We start from the raw sequence: 25,258 nt of genomic DNA, 5'->3' as shown, positions 1-25,258 counted from the left end.
TAACTTTATAATATTTCTATAAAAGCAGCTAATCTAGTTTTTAACTGTCCTATATCTTTTTGTGAGTAATCTGTTTCTATACTAATATAAGGTATGTTTTTTTCTTTAGTAACAAATTCTTTTATTGTAGTAGTTTCTATATTATAAGTATGGCATGCTTGTAATATAACATCTACTACTCCATCTATCTTATAATCATTTATAATTTCTGATATTAAATCTATTCTTTTCTTATTAGGACTCATACAAGAACAAGCTATATTTAAATATTTTTCAGTTAAAGCATCTATAGGTTCTTTACTTTCGTCCACTAAATAATTTAAATTTTTAGCTCCACCACAATTTTCATAGGCTACCACTACGCCTCCATTTTCTTCTATAGTATTTATTATTTTATCTGTAGCTTCTCCTAATGGGCATCCTGTTACTAATATCCTTTTTGAATCTTTAGTAACATTAGTTTTTCCCATTTCATATTGCTTTTTTACTTCTTCTACGATATTGTCTATACTTCTTACTTGATCTTCTTTATCCCACGTAAATTCTGCTCCTCTTAATACTTTTAAAATTTCCATACCTGTTAAAGGTGGAGGACTTAACCTTCCTAATTCATAAAAATTTCTTAGAGATTGTCTTTCTTTATTTTTGATTTTTATCATTTTTCTTATTTTTTCTTCAGTTATTTCTACATTAAATTCTTTTTCTAAAAATTTTTTTAATTTTATAACTTCATTTCTCCATAATTTAAATGCATCTTCTGTATTTTGTGTTTGTGGTAACTGCATTATATGTACTCTTTTCATTTTACTTAATAACTCATACATTTTTTTCTTTCCATCACAAGTAGTTTCCCCTATAACCACATCAGAAAAATACATATAAGGACATTTTTCAGTTAATGCAAAACCATAAGAAGACTTTATAAGTGGGCATAAATTTCTTGGTAAATGTTTTTCTGCATCTTCTATAGGTTCTTCACTAGTTCCACAAAGACCTACAGGTATAGCGCCTGATGCCGCTATTATTTCCCAAGGGGTATATGCACAAAATTCACCTGCGATTTTATATCCACTATCCTTTAATTCTTTTATTTTTACAAACCCTTTTCTCCTCGCTTCACCAAATTTATTTATATTTTTAGGCAACTGATTCATAATATCACTGCTCCTAATTTTAATTTTATAAAAGCTCCAAGGAAAATTATTCTTGGAGCTTTTATATTTACATTTTTATTAAAGACTTACTCCATCATAATATAATTATAAATAGAATATCTAAAACCAAAATAATAATATTTCCTAATTAATTTATTCTTAGCACCATTTTTATGATAACATATATATTTTTCTACAGTTATTTATAATATTTATAGACAAAAAAATATATATAAATAAAAATTATAGATTCCTATTTATACATAAAAAAAACTATTGATATTACTCTATCAATAGCTAATTAAAAAAATAATATTAAATTAATCTTTTGGTTTATGTTCTAATACATTTTTTAATCTTTTTTCGAAGGTGCTTCTTGGTATCATTATTATTCTACTACAGCCTAAACATTTTATTTTTATATCTGCACCCATTCTTATTATTTCCCACCTATTACTACCACAAGGATGAGATTTCTTCATTTCCACTATGTCTCCTAAATCAAAGGTCTTAGTCATAATTAATCTCTCCTTCTATTTTATAATTTGAAATTTATTATAAGGTATTTCTATATTTTCATTTTTTAATTCTATTAATATTCTTTTTCTCAATTCAATTTCTGCAGTCCATTGATTCATTGGAGTTGTTCTTCCATATACAACTATACTTATTCCATTGTTGCCCAATGAAGTTATTCCATATACTCCTGGTTGTTCTACTACTATGTCTTTTCTTTCTTTTGCATACTCTAAACATACCTTATTAATTATATTTATTGCTTCCTCTATATCTACTTCATAAGCTACATTAATTTCTATCTTAAATCTTATATTATTTTTAGCATGATTAGTTACTTTATTTATTAAACCATTAGGTATTATATGAAGATCTCCATTAAAATCTTTTAATTTAGTTACTCTAAGTTCTATGGTATCAACTATCCCAGATTTATCTTCTACAGTTATATAATCGCCTACTGAAAATTGATCTTCAAATAATATAAAAAATCCACTTATTACATCCTTTATAAGATCTTTGGCTCCTAAACCTATAGCTGCACCACCAAGTCCTGCAAATATGGAACCTATTCTTCCAAATAAAATTTCTATTATAGCGAAGATCCCTACAAAATAAACTGTATACCTTAATATACTATTTAATATAGTTCCTACAGTTGTAGCTTTTTTATCATCTAATGAAAATTTTAAATTTCTTTGTTTTTTAACAAATCTATTTATTATTTTATTACCTATCTTTATAGATAAGTACATTATTACACATATAATTGCTATTTTAATAACTACTGATATAAAATTATATATAGAATCTGCCTCTATAAGTAAGTTTCCTATTTTTATTCCGCCTTTTGATAAATCAAAATCAAAGTTAAATGATGATTTCATAAAATATTACATGACTAACTGGTAGTCCTTACCCTCCTTTAAATATACATTTTTAATATTTATTTCTTTGCTTTCTATTACTTTTTTTACATTTTCATAATCTTGTTCATCGATTCTTATGCTTATACCACAACTTTTAGTTATATATGTTGGCGTAGGAATTATAATAAGCTTTATTCCTTTTTCTTTTAAAACACTTTCCCCATCCATTGCTGTGTGAGTATTTTCAAATGTTATTACATAATTTTTCATAAATTTATCACCTATCCATTTATTCTTATTCATTTTACAATATAATTATAAAACTTTATTGCAACATATACAATTATATAACTTTAGTTTATAATTATATATAAATATTTTCATAATTAATGTAATTTTAAATATTATTAACAAATATTTAATATTTATTTGGATATATTATTCAATAGGAGGTTTTTAAATGAAAATTTATTTAGATAATGCCGCTACTACTTATCCAAAACCAGAGAAAGTTTATTCTTCTATATTAAACTATATGAAAAATGTTGGTGCCAGTCCTGGTAGGGGTGGATATGAAAATGCTCTTACAGGAGATAGAATGGTTTACAAATGTAGACAGTCTTTAATAAATCTATTTAATTTTAATAAAATAGAAAATGTAGTATTTACATCTAATATTACAGTATCATTAAATATATTAATAAAATCTATTGTAGAGGATGGCTGGCATGTAATAACTTCTGCAATGGATCATAACTCTGTAATTAGACCTTTAGTTTCATTAGAAAAATCAAATAAAATTAAACTAGATATATTAAATTGTTCAGAAGAAGGTTTAATAAATATTGAAGATTTTAAAAATGCAATAAAAGATAACACAAAATTAGTTGTACTATCTCATGCATCAAACATTGTTGGAACAATACAACCTCTAGAAACTATAGGTAAGATATGTAAAGAAAAAGGAATTTATTTTATCATAGATTCTGCTCAAACTGCTGGTGTTCTACCTCTAGATTTTCAAGATTTAAACTGTAACGCATTAGCTTTTACGGGACACAAAGCTTTACTTGGGCCTCAAGGCATAGGCGGCTTCATAATTGATGATAAATTAAATAATATTGCTACTAACTTTATAGAAGGTGGTACAGGTAGTTTATCTGAAAGTACATTGCAACCAGATTTTCTTCCTGATAAATTTGAAAGTGGTACTATGAATACTCCTGGAATTGCTGGACTTTTAGCTGGTATTGAATACATAAATGAAGAGGGGTTAAATACTATAAAAGAAAGAGAAGAATATCTCTCTAGAGAATTTATAAATGGCTTATTAAATATAAACTCTATTAAAGTTTATGGTCCTTTAGATGCCTCCTTAAGAACTGCAACAATATCTATTAATTCATCAAAAATTGATAATTCTGAACTAGGATTTTTATTAGATAGCGAGTTTGGCATAATGGTAAGAACAGGTCTTCATTGTGCACCTTTAGCACATAAAACTATAGGCTCATTCCCTCAAGGTACACTAAGATTCAGCTTTGGTGCATTTAATGATATTAAAGATATTAATTACGCTCTATACGCTTTAAATAGTATACTTAGTAGGATGTGATTTGTAAAATAAAATGAATAAATTTGTAGAAAAATTAGATAACCTAATATTATTTTTTATAATATATACTATTTCTTTTTTAATATTTTTTAAAACCTTGCCCTATACTCTACCTTTTGTTTTAGCTTTTTTATTTGCATTAGCCTTAAAAAAACCCGCTAATTATTTAATAAAAAAACTAAAAATAAAAAACTCGTTAGCTTCTTTTATAGTTACATTAATATTTTTTTCTATAATAATAACTTTATTATTCTGGGGAATAAATTCATTAGTTCATGAAGTTATAGACTTTGGTAAAAATACTCAAACTTATTTATATTCTCATGAGGACCAAATAAGTAATTATGTTGATAATATATATAGGTATTATTTGAATTTACCACCATCTATAATTGATTCAATAGAAAAAACTATTGGGAATTCATTTTCAAAAATTTCTAACATAATTGTATTTATTACAAGTAGAATAGTTTCTTCTTTTATTGGATTATTAACTTCAATCCCTTATATATTAATGCTGATATTATTTACTTTATTATCAACTTATTTTTTTACTAAAGATATTACTAAACATGATAATAAAATTTCTAAAATTATATTTAATGAACATTCATCTAAGTTTCCTCAGATATATCTAGAAAGTAAAAAAATGCTAAGTGGCTATATTTTATCCTACTTAACACTGATTGGAATAACATTTTTTGAAACTTTAATAGTTTTCTTTATTTTTAATATTAAATATTCAATTATGTTTAGTATTATAGCAGCTATAGCAGATTTTCTACCAATACTAGGTATAGGAAGCATTTATGTGCCATTAGCTCTAATACACATCCTAGTTTATAAAAATTATGTTGTTGGAATTGGCTTATTAATATCCTATGTGGCTGTATCCATAATAAGACAAATTCTAGAACCAAAACTTTTATCTTCTTCATTAGGTTTACATCCTGTTTCTGTTTTAGCCGCAATATTTATAGGTTTAAAAGCAAATGGCATATCTGGTATGTTCTTTTGTTTATTCTTCGTAATATTTTATAATATATTGCGAAAAGTTGAATTATTATAATAACAAAATGTATAAAACCTCCTTTAGTGGATATAATCCCTAACAGGAGGTTTTTTTATGATAAGTAAAACTATTATAGACACTTCTATACCCGATGATATTTCTACTTTAAGAGATATTTTATGTACTGAATTATACTACGCATTTAAAGCAAATAGAGAAATAGTTATAGTATGCATTGGAACTGATAGGTCTACTGGGGACTCTTTAGGCCCTCTAGTTGGAGAAAAACTTAAATTTTTAATTAGAGGTAGAGTTAGTTTATTTGGTAATTTAGAAAATCCAGTACATGCTAAAAATTTAAAGGAAACTATTTCTATTATAAATTCTAAGTACAAAAATCCGTACATAATAGCTATAGATGCCTGTTTAGGAAGTATAGAAAATATAGGTAAAATAATAGTAGATAGTAAACCCCTTTATCCTGGATCAGCAGTTAATAAAGACCTGCCTGCTATTGGAGATCTAAGTATTAACGGAGTGGTAAATATTTCTGGAGCTATGGAATTTATGGTATTACAAAACACTAGACTATACACTGTTATGAATTTAGCTAATTACATTTCAAAAGGTATATATCATTCTATTATAAAAACTTTAGGGAGCAAAAAAAATAGCTTTAATATAGAAAATATTTAATTTAAATTATACAATCATTTATTCTAATGTTTAATATATTTTCTATTTCCTCTATAGTTTTACCAGCACTATCTATAATTAATATATCTGTATTTCTTTTATTATTATTTAAATATTTATCTATTAACATATCCCCTTTTAAATCACATATAATTACATCATAGTTATTATTATTATAAGTACTATAGCCTCTCTCTTCTAGGTCATTCTTTAAATTTTGTAATGTATCTGACACAAAAATATTCATTATAAAAACCTCCCTCTATGAAATATTATTTTTCATAAAGGGAGGTTTTATTCTAATTTTCAGTAACATTATTTATACAATTTTCTAATACTTGTTTTTCTTCATCTGATAAGTCATATCTTGATATACCTTTATCTATAGGTTTAGCATAAGTAGTACTTTCATTTCGTCCAAATATACTTGTTAGTATAACTCCACTATTATCATTATCTAAAAATGCTATTGAATAACTTAAATCACTTCCTACATCATCAAAGGCTCTATATCTAACTATAGCCACCTTTTGTATACATGCTTTAACTCTCTTATCTATAGTACTATATATTTCTTTTACATATTCAGTTTCTTCTTTTGCTTTATCTACCTTATCTAAATAATCATTTATTAATTCTTCAACATTTCTATTATTACTACCCCTCATGAATTTTTTATATTTTTCCTTTAGTTTTTTTAAAGAAATCATAGTAATTATAAGAATTATAAATAATAAAATCATTATTGCTGTTAATCCCATAATTATAAAAGCAGAATTTACATTTATAAATTCTATTACATTTGTCATAACTTATCTCCTCCGTCAATGTTTCACGTGAAACATTTTATAATTTTAGTATATCTAATATTCTTTGTAAATCATCTTCCGAATAATATTCTATTTCTATTTTGCCTTTGTTTTTATTATTTTGCAAATTAACTTTTGTATCAAATAAGCTTTCTAGTTTACTCTTTATATCTTTATAATAAGGTGAAATCTCATTATCTTTTATATTATTGTTATTCTTTTTTTCTTTATATATATTCTTTATTATTCGTTCTGTTTCCCTAACACTTAAATTTTCATCAATTATTGTTTGTGATAATTTATATTGTAATTCATTCTCCTTCAAAGCTAATAATGCTCTTCCATGCCCTTCTGTTATAACGCCATCAATTAAATATTGTTGAACTCTTTTATCTAATGCTAATAATCTCATACAATTAGCAATAGCTGCTCTAGATTTACCTATTCTTATACTTAAAATATCTTGAGTTATTTTAAATTCCTGAATTAAATTTTTATAAGCTTGGGCTTCTTCTATACAATTTAAATCTTGTCTTTGTATATTTTCTATTAAAGATATTTCTAGTACACTTCTATCATCTAAATCCATAACCACAGCAGGTATTCTTTTTATACCCACTAACTTAGCAGCTCTCCATCTTCTTTCTCCTGCTACTATAGTGTATAAGTTACCTTCTTTTTTTAAAACTAAAGGTTGAATAATGCCGTGCTCTTTTATGGATTGTGCTAAATATCCTATTTTTTCTTCATCAAAGTTTTTTCTCGGTTGTTCATTATTAGGCTTTATTAAATTTATAGATATAGTATTTATACTATCTTTATTTTCTTGGGATTTTTCAGGAATTAATGCACCTAATCCCTTTCCTAATGCTGATTTTTTATTCAACCTTATATCCTCCTTTTATTGTTTTTCTATAAATTCCTTACTTAAATTATTGTATGCTTCTGCCCCCTTACATTTTGAATCATATAATATTATAGGCAACCCAAAACTAGGAGCTTCTGCCAATCTTACATTTCTAGGAATTGTGGTCTTATATACTTTATCATTAAAATATTTTTTTACTTCCTCTGCAACTTCATTGCATAATCTAGTCCTGATATCATACATAGACAGTATTACACCTTCAACTTCTAAATTAGAATTAAGGGATTTTTGTACTAACTCAATAGTATTAACTAATTGCCCTACTCCTTCTAATGAATAGAATTCGCATTGTATAGGAATTAAAACACTATCAGACGCTGCAAGTGCATTAATTGTTAACAAACCTAACGAAGGTGGACAATCAATAAATACATAGTCAAAATCATTCTCTATTTCTTTTAATTTTTCCAAAAGAATTCTTTCTCTATCCAATTTATTTATCAATTCTATTTCAGCACCAGCTAAAGACATAGTTGATGGTAAAATATAAAAATTGCTTATAAGTTCACTTTGTTTTATGACTTCCCTTATTGATATTTCATCAGATGTTAAAACATCATACACTGAGAGTTCTAAGCTATTTTTATCTAATCCCATTCCGCTAGTGGTATTTCCTTGAGGATCTATGTCTATGTTTAATATTTTATATCCATTCATGGCTAGACATGAACATAAATTTATACTGGTTGTAGTCTTTCCTACACCACCCTTTTGATTAAAAATAGATATTACTTTCAATTCCTCACCACCTAATTAATATTCTACATTTAATTATATAATTTAAAGTAAAATAATGAAAGTCTTTTACATATACTTTATTAAAATTTAATAAAAAGTAGATGTTTCACGTGAAACATCTACTATTTCTTAGGTATGGTTATTGTTATTTGTATTTTATCCTCCAAATCCTTAGATCTATAGTTTGCCTTAACACCATATTTATCAAAAACTTGCTTTACTGTATTAACATAAACTACTGGAGAAAAAATTCCTTTTATTCTTTTTTTACCATCAGAAGCTAAATCTTTATTACTTTCTTGACATAATTCTTTTTCTATTAGTTCTTCTGTTTTTTTAACATTTAATTTTTTTTCTATAACAATGGATAATATTTTTAGTTGTTTATCTTTATCCATAATTTTTAACAGAGCTCTACCATGCCTTTCTGTTAAATTATTTTCTAATATTTTTTCTCTAACTTCCTTAGATAATTTTAATAATCTCATTTTATTTGCTATAGTAGATTGCTTTTTCCCAATTATTTCTGATAATTTATCTTGAGTATAAAAATGTTCTTGTATTAAATTATGATAAGCTTCTGCTTCTTCAAAACAATTTAAATCTTCTCTTTGCAAATTTTCTAACAAGGCTATTGCTGCAGAGTCCTTATCTGTAACATCTATAATAACCGCTGGGACTTCATTTAACCCCAACTTTTTAGCTGCTCTTAATCTTCTCTCTCCAGCAACCAATTCATATTCACCATCTTTTATCTTTCTCACAGATAAAGGCTGAATTATACCATACACTTTTATTGACTGTGCTAGTTCTTCTATACTTTCCTCATTAAAATATTTTCTAGGTTGATATAAATTGGGAATAATTTTATCAGTGGAAATATAATTAATATTTTTTTGCATACTACCATCCCTCTTATTCTCTTCCTATTATTTACATTTCTTCTTTAAATGTAATTTTCCTCTTTTTTTTATTATTTTTTTAGTTGCAAATTATTACATTTATTTTAGAGGATTTTTTTTAATAATACTAGGCTTTCTAGGATACTTTTTTGCAGTTTCTTTTACTTTTTTTATAATTACTAAATTATGTTTTAGATCTGTATCTTCAATATCTATTTTTATTATATCCTCTATCTTTCCACCTAAAATTTCTATGGATTTTGTAGCTGATGTTATTTCTTCTTCTACAGAAGGACCCTTCATGGCTACAAAATATCCACCTTTTCTTACAAAAGGAATACAAAATTCACTTAAAACTGCTAAATTTGCTACTGCTCGGGAAACTGCTATATCATATCTTTGTCTATGTTGAATTTCCTGTGCATAATCTTCTGCTCTTCCATGTAAACATTGTATATTTTTTAATTGTAGCTCTCCTATTACAATATTTAAAAAATTTATTCTCTTTTGTAGAGAGTCCAATAAAGTTATTTCTATATCTTCTTTTAATATTTTTATGGGGGTGCCTGGAAATCCTGCCCCTGTACCTATATCTATTAAACTTTTAGCCTCTGCCATTGGGGAAGCTTTAAATATTTTTATGCAATCTATAAAATGTTTTTTTATTATTTCCTCATCCTTAACAATAGCTGTTAAATTTATTTTTTTATTCCATTCCTGTATTAAATTTTTATAACTTATAAACTGATTATATTTTTTATCATTAAAGTCTAAATTAACATCATTGCATGCTGATTGTAGTATGTTGAAAAATTCCATTTAAAAACCTCCAAAAGGATTTTTTAGTTTTCTCTGTTTTTTCTTTCCATATATATAAGTAATACTGATATATCTGCTGGGGATACACCTGAAATTCTAGAAGCCTGACCTATATTTATAGGTTTTATTTTTTCTAATTTTTGAATAGCCTCTAATCTCAACCCTTTTACATCTGGATAATTTATACTTTTAGGTATTAATCTATCTTCATACTTCTTAAATTGCTCAACTTGTTCTAACTGTTTGTTTATATATCCCTCATATTTTGCAATTATATTTATTTCTTCTTTTTCATCATCACTTAAATCTGGTCTTTTATCATCTAAAGGTTCAACTTTAAAATAGTCTAATTCTGGTCTTTTTATTAATTCATATAAACTAATAGGTTTTTTTAGTTCAGTAGACCCTTTCTCTAATAAAAACTCATTTATTTCTCTTTTTCCTGTTATTTGTACATTTTTTAATCTTTCTACTTCACTTTCTACATTCTTTTTCCTATTTAGGAATTTATCATATCTATCCTCTTTTACAAGTCCAATTTTATAGCCTAACTCTGTTAATCTTAAATCCGCATTATCCTGCCTTAAGAGTAATCTATATTCTGCTCTTGATGTCATCATTCTATAAGGCTCATTTGTACCCTTTGTTACTAAATCATCTATAAGTACACCTATATAAGCATCTGATCTTTTTAAAATTAATGGATCTTCTCCTTTTATTTTTAATACAGAATTAATTCCAGCTACAAGTCCCTGTGCTGCAGCTTCTTCATAACCTGAACTTCCATTAAATTGACCTGCCCCATATAATCCATTTATATTTTTGAATTCTAAGGTTAAATCTAGTTGTTGAGGATCAATACAATCATATTCTATAGCATAAGCAGTTCTTAGTATTTCCGCATTTTCTAAACCTGGTACACTTCTATACATTTTTATTTGAACATCTTCTGGTAATGAACTAGACATACCACCAACATATAATTCTTCTGTATTTTCACCTTCTGGCTCTATAAATATTTGATGTTTATCTTTATCTGGAAATCTAACAATCTTATCTTCAATAGATGGGCAGTATCTTGGTCCTACCCCTTCTATTGATCCATTATATAATGGAGATCTATGTATATTTTCATGTATTATTTTATGAGTTTGTTCAGAGGTATAAGTTAAATAACAAGAAATCTGATCTTTATCTAGTTTATCATGTATAAATGAAAAAGGAACTATTTTTTCATCTCCTGGTTGTTCTATCATTTTAGAAAAATCTACTGATCTTTTATTTATTCTTGCAGGAGTTCCTGTTTTAAATCTTCTAAGATTTATTCCTAAATCTAATAAACTTTGAGATAAATCGTTAGCAGGATATAAACCACTTGGTCCACTACTATATATTATATCTCCTATTATTATTTTACCCTTTAAATAAGTTCCAGTACATAATATTATAGCTTTTGTAGTAAAATATGCTCCATTTTTAGTTAAAATACCTTTAACTTTATTATCCTCTACATCTATTTGTATAACTTCTAGTTGCCTTAAAATAACATTTTTTTCTTTTTCTAGCAAATGTTTCATTCTTTCACTATATCTTTTTTTATCTGCTTGGGCTCTTAAAGAATGCACTGCTGGTCCCTTAGAAGTGTTAAGCATTCTAGATTGTATAAATGTATGGTCTATATTTATTCCCATTTCACCACCTAAAGCATCTATTTCTCTTACTAAATGTCCTTTTGCTGTTCCACCTATATTAGGATTGCAAGCCATAAGAGCAATACTATCTAAGTTCATAGTACATATTAATGTTTTACATCCCATTCTTGCAGAAGCTAATGCTGCTTCGCATCCCGCATGACCTGCGCCAATAACTACTACATCAAAATCTCCAGCTAAATATTTCATATAACTCCCTACTTTCCTAAACAAAATTCAGAAAATATTTTATCTATAATGTTCTCATCTAACGTATCACCAGTAATTTCTCCAAGATATTTCCATGCATTTCTAATATCTATAGATGCTAAATCTATTGATATTTCATCTGATAAAGTTTCTATAGCTTGAATACAAGATTCTTTAGATCTTATTAAGGCTTCCTGATGCCTAGCATTTGTAACTATAATTTCATCAGATTTTATTTCTCCACTAAAGAACAGATCTTTTATACATTCTTTTAATTCATTCAATCCCGAATTGTTTTTAACTGATGTTCTTATTATATATTTAGAATCTAATCCTTTTATAAAATGATTTTCTTCATTTAAATCTTTATTTAAATCTGATTTATTTAATAAAACTATATACTTTTTATTTTTTATAAAATCCATTATTTCTATGTCTTCTTCATCTATTTTTCTGCTTAAATCTAACATAAATATAACTAAATCAGCTTCAGCTATCTTTTCCTTTGATTTTTCTACACCAATTTTTTCTACTACATCTTCTGTTTCTCTTATTCCTGCTGTATCTACTATTTTTATAGGTATTCCATCAATATTTATATATTCTTCTATAACATCTCTTGTAGTACCTGGTATTTCTGTAACTATAGCTTTATTTTCATTAATTAATGCATTTAACAAAGAAGATTTTCCTACATTAGGTTTTCCAACTATTACAGTATTTAACCCTTCTCTTAATATTTTACCTTCTTCTGATGCACTTATCAAATTATCTATTTTATTTATTATTTCTTTTAAATCTACTTTAATTTTTTGACCTGTTATTTCCTCTAAATCATCTTCAGGATAATCTACAGTAGCTTCTATATGTGCTATAATTTTAATCATTTTATTTCTAATAGAATTAATTTCCTTTGAAAGAGTTCCTTCAGCCTGCTTTAATGCAGATTTCATAGAAAGATCTGTTTTAGATCTTATTATATCTATAACAGCCTCTGCTTGACTTAAATCTATTCTTCCATTTAAAAAAGCCCTTTTAGTAAATTCTCCTGGCTCTGCAAGCCTTGCTCCAGATTTAATTAATTCTTTTAATATTTTTTTTGTTGGTATTACACCACCATGACAATTAATTTCTAAAGTATCTTCAGCAGTGAAACTTCTAGGTCCTTTCATATAGCTTACCAAGACTTCATCTATTATTTCTTTACTTTCTTTTTCAATTATAAAACCATATCTCATAGAATAAGGTTTTATATCATCTAATAATCTATCATTTTTACCTCTAAATATACTACTTACTATATCTAATGATTTATCTCCTGATATTCTTATAATAGATATACCACCTTCTCCTAGTGGTGTTGCTACAGCGGCTATAGTATCAAATTCTTTCATAAAATCACCTCTTTTTACAAATTACAAATAATATAAAAAGAAAGCCTTTAGGCTTTCCTTAAATTTATTACAACTTTTCTAAAAGGCTCTTCACCTTCACTATAGGTTTCAACATAGTTATTATTTTGGAGTTCTGAATGTATTATTCTTCTTTCATAAGGATTCATAGGTTCTAACTTAACTGGTCTGCCAGTTTCTCTTACTTTATGGCCTAATCTTCTTGCTAGTTTTTTTAATGTTTCTTCCCTTTTATCTCTATAGTTTTCTGTATCTAGTATAACTCTTTTATAATCGCAACTTTGATCTTTATTAATTACAAGACTAACTAGATATTGTAGAGAATCTAAAGTTTCGCCTCTATACCCTATGATTATACCCATGTCTGATCCTGATAAATCTATTTTTATTACATCTTTCTTTTCCTTTATATTTATATTAGCTTCTACATTCATACTTTTTAATATAGATTCTAAAAAATCTCTAACTTCTTTTTCATAATCTTTTTTTAACTTCATTTCTATTCTTGCAGGTCTTGTACCTATAAAATTAAGAAATCCCTTGCTTCCTTCATCAATAACTTTTATTTCTACCTTATCTTTTGAAGTATTTAACTCCTTTAATCCATGATTAATGGCTTCTTCTATGGTTTTCCCAGTCATTTCAATAACTTTCATGCCCCAAGTCACACCCCCTAGGCTTCAGCTTTACCTCTTAGCTCCATTTTTTTCATTATAACTGTTTGTATTATTTGAATTAAGTTATTTATAACCCAGTATAATACTAGGGCTGATTTTAACTTCCAACTTATTACTATCATAAAAATAGACATACCTATATTCATTGACTTCATCTGTCCAGCCTGTGAACTATCTCCAGATGCCATTAATGTTCCAGAAAAATATGTAGTTGCACCTGAAAGCACTGCTAAAACTACATCTGGCTTAGCTAAATCTTTTACCCATAAAAAACTTACACCATTTATACCAGTTAAAGTATTAAAAACATAATACAATGCTATAAATATTGGCCATTGTATTAATAAAGGTAAGCATCCTCCTAAAGGATTTACTCCTTTTTCTTTATAAAGTTCCATAGTTTTTTGATTTAATCTTTGAGGATCATTTTTATATTTTGCTTGTAATTTCTTTATTTCTGGTTGTAGTTCATTCATTCTAAGTGAAGATTTTGTTTGCTTTATGTTTAAAGGAAGTATTAATAGTCTTATTATTAATGTAACTAAAATTATAGCTATACCATAAGAAAAGTTAGGATTGCTAATTACATTTGATACAGCTGCATGTATAAATGCAAAAAACTGTACAAAAGCATTATTTAAATATTTCAAATTTTTAAACCTCCTGATTTTGCATTTATTTTAGCGGATCATAACCACCTTTATTAAAAGGATGGCATCTTATTATTCTCTTTATTGAAATTAATGTGCCTTTTAATGCACCATATTTTTCTATAGCTTCCATTGAATATTGAGAACAAGTAGGATAAAACCTACAACTAGGCCTCTTTAAAGGAGATACATATTTCCTATATATCTTAATAATACATATTAATAAATTTTTCAATTATATATGCCTGCCTTTTTTAATAAATTTATTAATGCATTTTCTATATCCTTATAATCCTTATCATTAGAACTATTTCTAGCTATAAAAACTAAATCATAACCTTTTTTCATGTTTTCATCTAAATTCAATCTATAGCTTTCTTTTATTAATCTTTTTACTCTATTTCTAATTACACTTTTCCCAACTTTTTTACTGACAGATACACCTAATCTATTTATATTACACCTATTTTTACATATGTATAATACTAAAAGCCTATTAGAATAAGACTTGCCTCTTCTATATACATGTCTAAATTCTTTATTCTTTCTTATTTTATTTTCTTTCATAGATTATATTCTCCTTTTTTCTGCATCTGCAGAAAAAGGCCACTAATGCGGCCCTTATGCTGTCAATCTTTTTCTTCCTTTTTGTCTTCTTTTTCTAAGAATATTTCTTCCTGATGAAGTCTTCATTCTTTTTCTAAAACCATGTTCTTTTTTTCTTTGTCTCTTTTTTGGTTGATATGTCATAAACATTTTCACAGCACCTCCTTTTGAGATCTTATAAATAATTAACATCCTTTTTTATATTAAAGATGTTATCCTTATTTGCATACATTATACTCCTAATTTAAAGTTTCACTATTAAATTATATATTTGTAGTCTTATAATGTCAAGAAAAGTAAAGCAATATACTTAGTTTTTATTTTTTTGTGGATAACTTCTTGAATACCTATATAGGTTTTGATATTATTATTAAAGGACTGTTGATAACTTTTAATACATATAACTTATCCACAGCTGTTGATAACTTTGTGCATAACTTGTTCACTTTGTTTTATTTTTTTATACTAATATCTATTAGTATTAGTATTTATACGAATTATGGCTTATTCATTAGTGTTAATTTTTTTTTATTTTCTTATGTTAATAATTAATTTTACTATTTTTATATAACCATAATTATAAACATGTGAATATTTTTTTCAACAATTGTCAAGTTAATATAAATAATGTATATAAAGTTGTTTATATTTTGTTTACTATATGTGAACATTCTAAGTTTCTATCAAGACTGGAGGATTAAATTATGAATACCCACCTTACAGAAACCTGGGAAAAGGCAATAAATATTATAAAAGGTGAACTTACAGAAGTAAGTTTTAATACATGGATTAAAAGTATTAACCCTATTTCTCTTGAAAATAATTCATTGAAACTAGCTGTACCAAATGATTTTACAAAAGGAATTCTTGAAAGTAGGTACAAAGATCTTATAGTTAATGCGCTAAAATTACTTACCTCAAAAAAATATAATATAGATTTTATTGTAACTACTGAAGAAAAAATAGAAGAAAATCAAAAAAATCATAATAACGAAAAATCTAATATAGTTGTAAATGATGAAATGTCTACTATGTTAAATCCTAAATATACTTTTGATTCGTTTGTAATAGGAAATAGTAATAGATTCGCTCATGCAGCATCTTTAGCAGTTGCAGAATCACCTGCTAAAGCATATAATCCTTTATTTATATATGGTGGAGTTGGTCTTGGTAAAACTCACTTAATGCATGCTATCGGTCATTATATATTGAATAACAATCCTAAATCTCAAGTAGTTTATGTATCTTCTGAGAAATTTACAAATGAATTAATTAATTCTATAAAAGATGATAAAAATGTAGAATTTAGAAATAAATATAGAAATATAGATATTTTATTAGTTGATGATATTCAATTTATTGCTGGAAAAGAAAGAACTCAAGAGGAATTTTTCCATACTTTTAATGCCCTGTATGAAGCTAACAAACAAATAATTATATCAAGTGACCGTCCCCCAAAAGAAATACCTACTTTAGAAGATAGATTAAGATCTAGATTTGAATGGGGACTTATAGCTGATATTCAAGCACCTGATTTTGAAACCAGGATGGCCATTTTAAAGAAAAAAGCTGATGTAGAAAAATTAAATATTCCTAATGAAGTAATGGTATATATAGCTACAAAAATTAAATCAAATATTCGTGAATTAGAAGGAGCTTTAATAAGAATAGTAGCCTTTTCATCACTTACTAATAAAGAAATAAGTGTAGATTTAGCTTCTGAAGCACTGAAAGATATAATCTCAAGTAAGCAAACAAGGCAAGTCACTATAGATATTATTCAAGAAGTTGTAGCAAACTATTATAATCTAAAAATAGAAGATCTAAAATCAGCTAGAAGAACAAGAAATATTGCTTTTCCGCGTCAAATAGCCATGTACCTTTCTAGAAAACTAACGGACATGTCATTACCTAAAATTGGTGAAGAATTTGGCGGACGTGATCATACTACAGTTATTCATGCCTATGAAAAGATATCTAATAACTTAAAAAAAGACGAAAGTCTTCAAAATGCAATAAAGGAATTAAATAAACGAATTAATCAAAAATAATATACAAATGTTTATAATAATATCTTATTTATTTGTTGATAATGTACTAAATATAAATTAAACATATTTCCTGTGGATAAGCACTTAATTTTAATGTTAACTTATCCACAATTATTTTGTTATGAAAAATGTTGATATTTTAAGCTTTGTAAGACTTATTAACATATCAACAAGCCCTACTACTACTACTACTATTTTATTATATTATCTATTTCTATTCTAACAATAGGAATTGTTAATAAAGGAGGCTAATTTTATGAAAATAACTTGTCAAAAAAACATTTTACTAGAAGGTATATCTATAGTTCAAAAAGCAGTAACTGGAAAATCAACTTTACCTATATTATCTGGAATACTTATTAGAGCTAATAAAAATGAATTGGTCTTAACTGGTTCTGATATGGATCTTAGTATTGAAACAAAAGTAAAAGCTAATATTTTAGAAGAGGGAACTATAGTTTTAGATGCTAGACTTTTTGGTGAAATAATAAGAAAATTACCTAATGATCTAATAGAAATAAATACATTAGAAGATAATTCTATAGAAATAATATGTCAAAATTCTAGATTTAATCTAATATATATGAATCCAGATGAATTCCCTAATCCACCTATTATCAATGAAAATATGATATTTTCCATAGGTGAAAGTAAATTAAAAAATATGATTAAAGGAACTATATTTGCTACAGCTCAAGATGAAACAAGACCTATTCTTACAGGTGTTTTATTTCAAATAAAAGACAAAATGTTAAATTTAGTAGCTTTAGATGGTTATAGGTTAGCTTTAAGAAGCGAAGTTGTTGATAATGATAATACGATAAATGCTGTTATTCCAGGGAAAACATTAAATGAAGTTTCAAAAATTTTAGAAGAAGATAATGAAAATGTTAATATTACATTTACTCCTAATCATATTTTATTTAGTATAGGAGAAACAAAAATAATTTCAAGATTATTAGAAGGAGAATTTATTAGCTATAAGTCTATAATACCTGAAGAATTTAACTTAAAAATAATAGCTAAAAGATCAGAGCTTTTAAATTCTATAGAAAGAGCCTCTCTTATGGCTAAAGAAGGAAACACTAATTTAGTTAAATTTGATTTCTCAGATGATAAAATTGTAATAACATCAAATTCTCAATTAGGAATGGTTCGAGAAGAATTAAAAGTTGTATTGCAAGGAGAAGATTTGCAAATTGCATTTAATTCAAAATATCTTTTAGATGTGTTAAAAACTATGGAAGATAATGAGGTTGTATTAGAATTTTCAAGTAGTGTAAGTCCTTGTATTATAAAAAATACAGAAATAAACAATTGCACTTACCTAGTTTTACCAGTAAGATTAAACAATAATTAATTAAAAGAGGTATTAAAAATGGTTGAAATAAAAATTAATTCAGAAATAATAAAATTAGATTCTTTTTTAAAATGGTCAGGGGCAACAACTTTAGGTTCAGAGGCTAAATTTTTTATACAAAACGGAGAAGTTAAAGTTAATGGAGAAATAGAAAAAAGAAGAGGTAGAAAACTTAAAATAGGCGACTTAATAGAGTTTAATAATGAAACATATAAAATTATTTAAAAATTTATATAAATTTTAAATAATTGTTACTAAAAAATATTATGGTATAATTAATTTAGGTGTTTAGAATGTATATAAAAAGTGTGCACTTAATAAATTTTAGAAATTATGATGATATGTATTTAGAATTAAGTCCAAATACAAATATTTTTGTAGGTAATAATGCTCAAGGGAAAACTAATATACTAGAAAGTATATATTATTCAAGTATAGGAAAGTCTCATAGAACAAATAAAGATAAAGATCTTATAAAATGGGATAAAAATAATACATACTTAAGGACATATGTATCCAGAGAAAGATTAGATAAAACTATAGATATAAATATATTTAAAAATGGCAAAAAGGCTATAACTGTAAATAAAATAAAAATAAAAAAAATATCTGAACTAATGGGGAACTTAAATGTTGTTATGTTTTCGCCAGAAGACTTAAGAATAATTAAGGATTCCCCTGGAAATAGAAGGAAATTTTTAGATATAGAATTATGTAAAATAAACAATGTTTATTATCATGATTTAGTCCAATATAATAAAATTTTATCTGAAAGAAATACAGCTTTAAAAAATTGGAATAACAAAATTAATGATATAATTGATATTTATGATGAGCAACTTTCTAAATATGGAGCTTTTATAATTAAAGAGAGAAATAAGTATTTGGATAAATTAAATATTATTGGCAAAAATATACATAAGAAGATAACCAATGATTTAGAAGACATAAACTTTAGATATTTAACTAATATAAAAGATTTTGATAATGCAGAAAAAGAATTATTAATAGTTCTTAAGAAAAATCGAAAAAAAGATCTTGAGAGAAATTCAACCTCTATTGGTCCTCACCGAGATGATTTTGAAGTAAGTATAAATAATATAGATACTAGAATTTTTGGATCACAAGGACAACAAAGAACAGCTGTATTAACTTTAAAGTTTGCATCATTGGAAATAATAAAAAACATAATAGGGGAATATCCTGTGCTTTTATTAGATGATGTACTATCTGAATTAGATTCAAATAGACAGAAGTTTGTATTGAATTCTATTGATAAAATACAAACTATAATAACTTGTACTGGTATAGAAGAAATAGACAAATACTTAGATAAGAAACAATCTCAATTATATTTAGTTAATAATGGTAAAATAAAAAGAGTTTAAAGCTGAAAGGAGATTAATTTATGTTTCTTCACTTAGGAGAAAATGTAGTAGTACCAATAAAAGATGTTATAGGAATATTCGACATGGAAACTTCTATGTATAGTTCAGATACTATACAATTTTTAAGATTAGCTGAAGAGGATGGATTTGTTGAAAGAATAACTAAAGATAAACCAAAATCTTTTGTTATAGCTGAAGTAGATAAAAAGAGTAAGATATATTTGTCTCCTATATCTTCAGCTACACTGACTAAAAGAACAAAAGTTTTGTATAATGAGCTGTAAAAGTTAGGAGGATAAACATGTCACAAGAAAATAAACAAGTTTATGATGAAAGTCAAATTCAAGTGTTGGAAGGTTTAGAAGCTGTTAGAAAAAGACCAGGAATGTATATTGGAAGCACTAGTTTAAGGGGACTTCATCATTTGGTTTATGAAATAGTTGATAATAGTATAGATGAAGCGCTAGCTGGTTTTTGTACACATATAGAAGTTTTTATACACAAAGATAATTCTATAACTGTGGTAGACGATGGACGTGGAATGCCAGTTGGTATGCATTCAAAGGTAAAAAAACCTGCTGTTGAAGTAATAATGACTATACTACATGCAGGTGGAAAATTTGGTGGTGGAGGCTACAAGGTTTCTGGTGGACTTCATGGTGTTGGAGCTTCTGTTGTTAATGCCTTATCAGAACAATGTGAAGTAGAAGTAAGAAGAGAAGGCCATATTTGGAAACAAAAATTCGAAAGAGGTATAACAAAAACTGGATTAGATATAGTTGGAGATACAAAAGATCACGGTACAAAAATATATTTTAAGCCAGATATTGAAATATTTGATGAACTAGAATTTGAATATGATACTTTAGCTCACAGACTCAGAGAATTAGCCTTTTTAAACAAAGGTATAAAAATTTCATTAACAGATGAAAGATATGATAAAAAAGAAATGTTCCACTATGAGGGCGGATTGAGATCTTTTGTACTTTATTTAAATAGAAATAAGGAAAAATTACATCAACAACCTATATATGTTGATGAAAATAAAGATGGATGTATAGTTGAGATTGCTATGCAATATAACGATGGTTATGCAGAAAATATTTTTTCCTTTGCTAACAATATAGATACCATAGAAGGTGGAACTCATTTAGCTGGATTTAAATCAGCTCTAACAAGAGTTATAAATGACTATGCTAGGAAATTTAATTACTTAAAGGATACAGATAAAAATTTATCAGGGGATGATGTTAGAGAGGGATTAACAGCAGTTATTTCAGTAAAATTAACAGATCCTCAATTTGAAGGACAGACAAAGACAAAATTAGGGAATGGTGAAGTAAGAGGAATTGTAGATACAATAGTAGGTCAGAGTATAGGTTCTTTTTTAGAGGAAAATCCTAATGTAGGTAAAATAATAATTGAAAAAGGCCTATCAGCTTCAAGAGCTAGAGAGGCTGCAAAAAGAGCAAGAGAACTTACTAGAAGAAAATCTATTTTAGAAAGCACGTCTCTTCCAGGAAAATTATCAGATTGTTCTTCAAAAGATCCATCATTATGTGAAATTTATTTAGTCGAAGGAGATTCCGCAGGTGGATCTGCAAAACAGGGAAGAAATAGAGAATTCCAAGCTATATTACCTTTAAAGGGTAAAATAATGAATGTGGAAAAGCAAAGATTGGATAAAATATTAGCTTCAGATGAAATACGTGCTATGATAACTGCATTTGGAGCAGGTATAGGAAAAGAATTTGATATTGATAAAATAAGATATAATAGAATAATTATAATGACAGATGCTGACGTAGATGGAGCCCATATAAGAACTTTACTTTTAACATTCTTTTATAGATACATGAAAGAATTAATAGAGGAAGGTCATGTTTATATAGCTCAACCACCACTTTATAGAATATATAAGGCTAAAAAAGAAATTTATGTTTATTCAGATCCAGAATTGGATGCTGCATTATTAGAATTGGGTGGAAAAGATACCAATACTAATATTCAAAGATACAAAGGTCTTGGAGAAATGAATCCAGAACAACTTTGGGAAACTACTATGGACCCAGAACATAGAACTTTATTACAGGTAACAGTAGAGGACGCTATGGAGGCAGATGAAATATTTACTATACTTATGGGAACAAAAGTAGAACCAAGAAGAGACTTTATAGAAAGTAATGCTGATAAAGTAGTTAACTTGGATATATAAGATAAGATTGTAAAGAGGTGTAATCATGCTAAACGAAGGAAAGATTTTGCCTGTAGATGTAAGTAAAGAAATGAAGAAATGTTATATAGACTATGCCATGAGTGTAATAGCCGGCCGTGCATTACCAGATGTAAGGGATGGATTAAAGCCAGTACATAGAAGAATAATATATTCAATGCAGGGATTAGGATTAGCTCCAGAAAAAGGTTATAGAAAATGTGCAAGAATTGTAGGAGATGTACTGGGTAAGTATCATCCTCATGGAGATACAGCAGTTTATGAAGCTTTAGTAAGAATGGCTCAGAATTTTTCAATAAGATATACATTAGTAGATGGTCATGGAAATTTTGGTTCTGTAGATGGTGATGGAGCAGCAGCAATGAGATATACAGAAGCTAAGATGAGTAAAATATCTATGGAACTTATAAAAGACATAAATAAAAATACAGTTGATTTTATTCCTAACTTTGATGGGGAAGAAGAAGAACCATCTGTATTACCATCAAGGTTTCCTAATCTTTTAGTTAATGGTTCTTCAGGTATAGCAGTAGGTATGGCTACTAATATTCCACCTCATAATTTAACAGAGGTTATAGATGGAATAATAATGCTAATAGAAAATGAAGATGTAAATATACTTGATTTAATGACTAAAATAAAAGGACCAGATTTCCCTACTTCTGGATTAATCGTAGGTACAAGAGGAATAAGAGAAGCTTATGAAACGGGTAGGGGAAAAGTTATAATTAGAGCTAAAGCTGAGATTGAAGAGGAAAAAGGGAAAAATAAGATAATAGTTACAGAAATACCTTATCAAGTTAATAAAGCTAGACTTATAGAAAATATGGCTAACCTTGTAAAGGATAAAAAAATAAATGGAATTTCAGATTTAAGAGATGAATCAGATAGAGATGGTATGAGAATTGTTATAGAATTAAAAAGGGATGCAAATCCTAATATAGTTTTAAACCAATTATATAAGCATACAAAACTTCAAGATACCTTTGGAATAATTATGTTAGCTTTAGTTAATAACCAACCTCAAATTTTAAATTTAAAAGAAATATTAGTTAATTATGTGGAATTCCAAAAGGAAGTAATAAGAAGAAGAACTAGATTTGACTTAGATAAAGCATTAGCAAGGGCTCATATATTAGAAGGTTTAAGAATAGCCTTAGATCATATTGATGAAGTTATAAAGCTTATAAGAGCATCTAAAAATACAGCTGAAGCTAAAGAGGGATTAATGAATAACTTTAATCTTTCAGAAAAACAAGCTCAAGCTATATTAGATATGAAGTTACAAAGGCTTACAGGTTTAGAAAGAGAAAAAATAGAAGAAGAATATAAAGAACTTATGGAAAAGATAAGTTATTTTAGAGAAATATTAGATAAAGAAGAATTAGTACTAAGTATAATAAAAGAAGAATTAATAGAGATAAAAAATAAATATGGTGATGAAAGAAAAACAGAAATAGTAAAAGGTGAACATGATATAGACATAGAGGACTTAATTGAAGATAAAAAGGTGATAGTAACTTTAACTCATGGTGGATACATAAAAAGATTAGATATGGATACATACTCTTCACAAAAAAGAGGAGGAAAGGGTATTCAAGCTACATCTACAAAACAGGATGATTTTATAGAAAATATGTTTGTAACATCTACTCATAGTACTATATTATTCTTTACTAATAGGGGTAAGGTATATAAACTTAAAGCTTATGAAATACCAGAAGCAGGAAGAACAGCTAAAGGTACAAATATAATAAATCTTATACCTATAGAAAATAATGAAAAAATACAAACAGTAATAGGTTTAAAAGACATAGATGACATGAAGCATTTTGTAATGTGTACGAGAAATGGAATAATTAAAAAGACAGAGATAAGTAAATATTCTTCCATAAGAAAAGGTGGATTAAATGCCATAAATTTAAGAGAAGATGATGAATTAATAGATGTAAAAATGACCAAAGGAAATGATGAAATAATAGTAGTAACACAAAATGGGTACTGTATAAGATTTAATGAAGAAGATGTAAGACCTATGGGAAGAGTTGCAACAGGTGTTAAGGCTATAACACTAAGAAAAACTGATAAGGCTGTATCTATGGATGTAGTAATAGAAGATGAAACACTATTATCTATAAGTGAAAATGGATTTGGTAAACGAACAGACATAGAAGAATATCCTATCCATAGAAGAGGTGGAAAAGGTGTTATAACTTATAAAATAACAGATAAAACAGGACCTATAGTTGGAGCAAGGTTTGTAAAAGAAGATGATGAACTTATGCTTGTAAATAGTGGTGATGTTGCAATAAGAATAAATGTTTCGGAAATATCTAAAACTAGTAGAAATGCTATGGGTGTAAAACTAATGAGAACTAGTGAAGAAGAAAAAATAGTAGCTATAGCTAAAATAAAGAGTGAAGACATAATAGAAGAAGAAATTTTAAATGAAGAAAATCTAAATGAAGAAAATCTAAATGAAGAAAATCTAAATGAAGAAAATCTAAATGAAGAAAATCTAAATGAAGAAAATCTAAATGAAGAAAATCTAAATGAAGAATAAATAATAAGAAAAATCAGCATAAATGCTGATTTTTCTTATTATAAATTTTAATTATAAAAAACAACTTTTCCAGACGTATCAATATAAGAAATATTAAAAAAAAAGATAAAAACAGAAGCAATATTATCATATTTTAATTAAATGAGATTTTATAGTATAAATATAATATTAAATTTTGATACAATAAATCTCGTCCTTAAGACAAGGGCTTGAAAGTAACAAAAACTTTCAAAAACAAATTTGAAAAAAGTTCTTGACAAAGAACAACAAATTTGATAAGATATAAAAGTCGCTGAGGCGATGTGGTCTTTGAAAATTAAACAGAGAATTAACAAGAAACATTCTTGTAACAGCCAGTA

The 25,258-nt window shown here is 26.7% G+C and carries 27 protein-coding genes; 10 read left to right on the top strand and 17 right to left on the bottom strand.

Features of this window, described 5'->3' with window-relative positions; genetic code table 11:
• Positions 1-5: 5 nt before the first annotated feature.
• From ACYUEW_RS16660 to ACYUEW_RS16645, 4 genes are all read right to left on the bottom strand, one after another.
• Complete coding sequence (locus ACYUEW_RS16660; protein ID WP_085333879.1) at positions 6-1,154, bottom strand: double-cubane-cluster-containing anaerobic reductase; 1,149 nt, start codon at positions 1,152-1,154, stop codon at positions 6-8.
• A 320-nt stretch (positions 1,155-1,474) separates the two neighbouring features.
• A complete protein-coding gene (locus ACYUEW_RS16655) occupies positions 1,475-1,672 on the bottom strand; it encodes a DUF951 domain-containing protein (protein WP_085333878.1) in 198 nt (65 codons plus the stop codon).
• A 15-nt stretch (positions 1,673-1,687) separates the two neighbouring features.
• Positions 1,688-2,557 (bottom strand): mechanosensitive ion channel family protein, encoded by an 870-nt coding sequence (locus ACYUEW_RS16650; protein WP_265204110.1) that lies wholly within the window; start codon positions 2,555-2,557, stop codon positions 1,688-1,690.
• A gap of 6 nt (positions 2,558-2,563) precedes the next feature.
• Positions 2,564-2,809 carry a DUF3343 domain-containing protein gene (locus tag ACYUEW_RS16645; protein ID WP_003495576.1) on the bottom strand — a complete coding sequence of 82 codons (246 nt, stop codon included), beginning with the start codon at positions 2,807-2,809 and terminating at the stop codon, positions 2,564-2,566.
• A gap of 190 nt (positions 2,810-2,999) precedes the next feature.
• On the opposite strand from ACYUEW_RS16645, the gene ACYUEW_RS16640 reads away from it, so the two are divergent.
• From ACYUEW_RS16640 to yyaC, 3 genes are read left to right on the top strand one after another with little or no spacing between them, the layout of a single operon-like run.
• The gene (locus ACYUEW_RS16640; protein ID WP_460277391.1) at positions 3,000-4,154 is read left to right on the top strand and encodes an aminotransferase class V-fold PLP-dependent enzyme; all 1,155 of its coding nucleotides are present in this window, start codon (positions 3,000-3,002) and stop codon (positions 4,152-4,154) included.
• Positions 4,155-4,167: 13 nt separating this feature from the next.
• Positions 4,168-5,223 (top strand): sporulation integral membrane protein YtvI, encoded by a 1,056-nt coding sequence (gene ytvI, locus ACYUEW_RS16635; RefSeq protein WP_003488069.1) that lies wholly within the window; start codon positions 4,168-4,170, stop codon positions 5,221-5,223.
• 57 nt (positions 5,224-5,280) lie between these two features.
• Entirely contained in the window at positions 5,281-5,862 is a 582-nt protein-coding gene (gene yyaC, locus ACYUEW_RS16630; RefSeq protein WP_460277389.1) for a spore protease YyaC, read from the top strand.
• A 1-nt stretch (position 5,863) separates the two neighbouring features.
• On the opposite strand, the gene ACYUEW_RS16625 is transcribed toward yyaC, so the two are convergent.
• From ACYUEW_RS16625 to rpmH, 13 genes are all read right to left on the bottom strand, one after another.
• Positions 5,864-6,109: a YkuS family protein gene (locus ACYUEW_RS16625; protein WP_003488065.1), complete on the bottom strand. Its 246-nt coding sequence runs from the start codon at positions 6,107-6,109 to the stop codon at positions 5,864-5,866.
• A gap of 52 nt (positions 6,110-6,161) precedes the next feature.
• Positions 6,162-6,671 carry a DUF4446 family protein gene (locus ACYUEW_RS16620; protein WP_003488064.1) on the bottom strand — a complete coding sequence of 170 codons (510 nt, stop codon included), beginning with the start codon at positions 6,669-6,671 and terminating at the stop codon, positions 6,162-6,164.
• A gap of 37 nt (positions 6,672-6,708) precedes the next feature.
• Positions 6,709-7,557 carry a ParB/RepB/Spo0J family partition protein gene (locus ACYUEW_RS16615; protein ID WP_085333875.1) on the bottom strand — a complete coding sequence of 283 codons (849 nt, stop codon included), beginning with the start codon at positions 7,555-7,557 and terminating at the stop codon, positions 6,709-6,711.
• Positions 7,558-7,572: 15 nt separating this feature from the next.
• Positions 7,573-8,337 (bottom strand): ParA family protein, encoded by a 765-nt coding sequence (locus ACYUEW_RS16610; protein WP_003488060.1) that lies wholly within the window; start codon positions 8,335-8,337, stop codon positions 7,573-7,575.
• A gap of 122 nt (positions 8,338-8,459) precedes the next feature.
• Entirely contained in the window at positions 8,460-9,239 is a 780-nt protein-coding gene (noc, locus tag ACYUEW_RS16605) for a nucleoid occlusion protein (RefSeq protein WP_003488058.1), read from the bottom strand.
• Positions 9,240-9,338: 99 nt separating this feature from the next.
• A complete protein-coding gene (gene rsmG / locus ACYUEW_RS16600; protein WP_460277385.1) occupies positions 9,339-10,058 on the bottom strand; it encodes a 16S rRNA (guanine(527)-N(7))-methyltransferase RsmG in 720 nt (239 codons plus the stop codon).
• Positions 10,059-10,081: 23 nt separating this feature from the next.
• Positions 10,082-11,959, bottom strand: coding sequence for a tRNA uridine-5-carboxymethylaminomethyl(34) synthesis enzyme MnmG (mnmG, locus tag ACYUEW_RS16595; protein WP_045517086.1), 1,878 nt, complete (start codon positions 11,957-11,959; stop codon positions 10,082-10,084).
• Positions 11,960-11,967: 8 nt separating this feature from the next.
• The gene (gene mnmE / locus ACYUEW_RS16590) at positions 11,968-13,353 is read right to left on the bottom strand and encodes a tRNA uridine-5-carboxymethylaminomethyl(34) synthesis GTPase MnmE (RefSeq protein WP_043032644.1); all 1,386 of its coding nucleotides are present in this window, start codon (positions 13,351-13,353) and stop codon (positions 11,968-11,970) included.
• A gap of 47 nt (positions 13,354-13,400) precedes the next feature.
• Positions 13,401-14,027 carry an RNA-binding cell elongation regulator Jag/EloR gene (jag, locus tag ACYUEW_RS16585; protein ID WP_042385997.1) on the bottom strand — a complete coding sequence of 209 codons (627 nt, stop codon included), beginning with the start codon at positions 14,025-14,027 and terminating at the stop codon, positions 13,401-13,403.
• A gap of 17 nt (positions 14,028-14,044) precedes the next feature.
• Positions 14,045-14,698 carry a membrane protein insertase YidC gene (locus tag ACYUEW_RS16580; RefSeq protein ID WP_003488047.1) on the bottom strand — a complete coding sequence of 218 codons (654 nt, stop codon included), beginning with the start codon at positions 14,696-14,698 and terminating at the stop codon, positions 14,045-14,047.
• Between the two features lie 25 nt (positions 14,699-14,723).
• Entirely contained in the window at positions 14,724-14,933 is a 210-nt protein-coding gene (gene yidD, locus ACYUEW_RS16575; RefSeq protein WP_042385993.1) for a membrane protein insertion efficiency factor YidD, read from the bottom strand.
• A complete protein-coding gene (gene rnpA / locus ACYUEW_RS16570; RefSeq protein WP_003488046.1) occupies positions 14,930-15,265 on the bottom strand; it encodes a ribonuclease P protein component in 336 nt (111 codons plus the stop codon). Before rnpA ends, yidD begins: the two co-directional genes overlap by 4 nt.
• A gap of 54 nt (positions 15,266-15,319) precedes the next feature.
• Positions 15,320-15,454: a 50S ribosomal protein L34 gene (gene rpmH, locus ACYUEW_RS16565; RefSeq protein ID WP_003359452.1), complete on the bottom strand. Its 135-nt coding sequence runs from the start codon at positions 15,452-15,454 to the stop codon at positions 15,320-15,322.
• Between the two features lie 554 nt (positions 15,455-16,008).
• Here rpmH and dnaA point away from each other — a divergent pair.
• The 7 genes from dnaA (at position 16,009) to gyrA (ending at position 24,899) form a co-directional block, all read left to right on the top strand.
• Entirely contained in the window at positions 16,009-17,355 is a 1,347-nt protein-coding gene (gene dnaA, locus ACYUEW_RS16560) for a chromosomal replication initiator protein DnaA (protein WP_003488043.1), read from the top strand.
• Between the two features lie 256 nt (positions 17,356-17,611).
• Entirely contained in the window at positions 17,612-18,715 is a 1,104-nt protein-coding gene (gene dnaN / locus ACYUEW_RS16555) for a DNA polymerase III subunit beta (RefSeq protein ID WP_003488041.1), read from the top strand.
• Between the two features lie 18 nt (positions 18,716-18,733).
• Positions 18,734-18,940 carry a S4 domain-containing protein YaaA gene (yaaA, locus tag ACYUEW_RS16550; RefSeq protein ID WP_003488039.1) on the top strand — a complete coding sequence of 69 codons (207 nt, stop codon included), beginning with the start codon at positions 18,734-18,736 and terminating at the stop codon, positions 18,938-18,940.
• A gap of 68 nt (positions 18,941-19,008) precedes the next feature.
• Positions 19,009-20,103 (top strand): DNA replication/repair protein RecF, encoded by a 1,095-nt coding sequence (gene recF / locus ACYUEW_RS16545; protein ID WP_460277380.1) that lies wholly within the window; start codon positions 19,009-19,011, stop codon positions 20,101-20,103.
• A 20-nt stretch (positions 20,104-20,123) separates the two neighbouring features.
• On the top strand, positions 20,124-20,387 hold the full coding sequence (gene remB / locus ACYUEW_RS16540; protein ID WP_460277378.1) for an extracellular matrix regulator RemB: 264 nt from the start codon (positions 20,124-20,126) through the stop codon (positions 20,385-20,387).
• A gap of 17 nt (positions 20,388-20,404) precedes the next feature.
• Positions 20,405-22,318 (top strand): DNA topoisomerase (ATP-hydrolyzing) subunit B, encoded by a 1,914-nt coding sequence (gene gyrB, locus ACYUEW_RS16535; protein ID WP_460277376.1) that lies wholly within the window; start codon positions 20,405-20,407, stop codon positions 22,316-22,318.
• A gap of 25 nt (positions 22,319-22,343) precedes the next feature.
• Positions 22,344-24,899, top strand: a complete 2,556-nt coding sequence (gyrA, locus tag ACYUEW_RS16530; RefSeq protein ID WP_460277374.1) for a DNA gyrase subunit A — start codon at positions 22,344-22,346, stop codon at positions 24,897-24,899.
• Positions 24,900-25,258: the final 359 nt, after the last annotated feature.

The organism is Clostridium sp. CTA-1, from assembly GCF_054768215.1.
The sequence above is the reverse complement of the archived record's forward strand: the minus strand, read 5'-3'. Positions and strand labels throughout refer to the sequence as shown.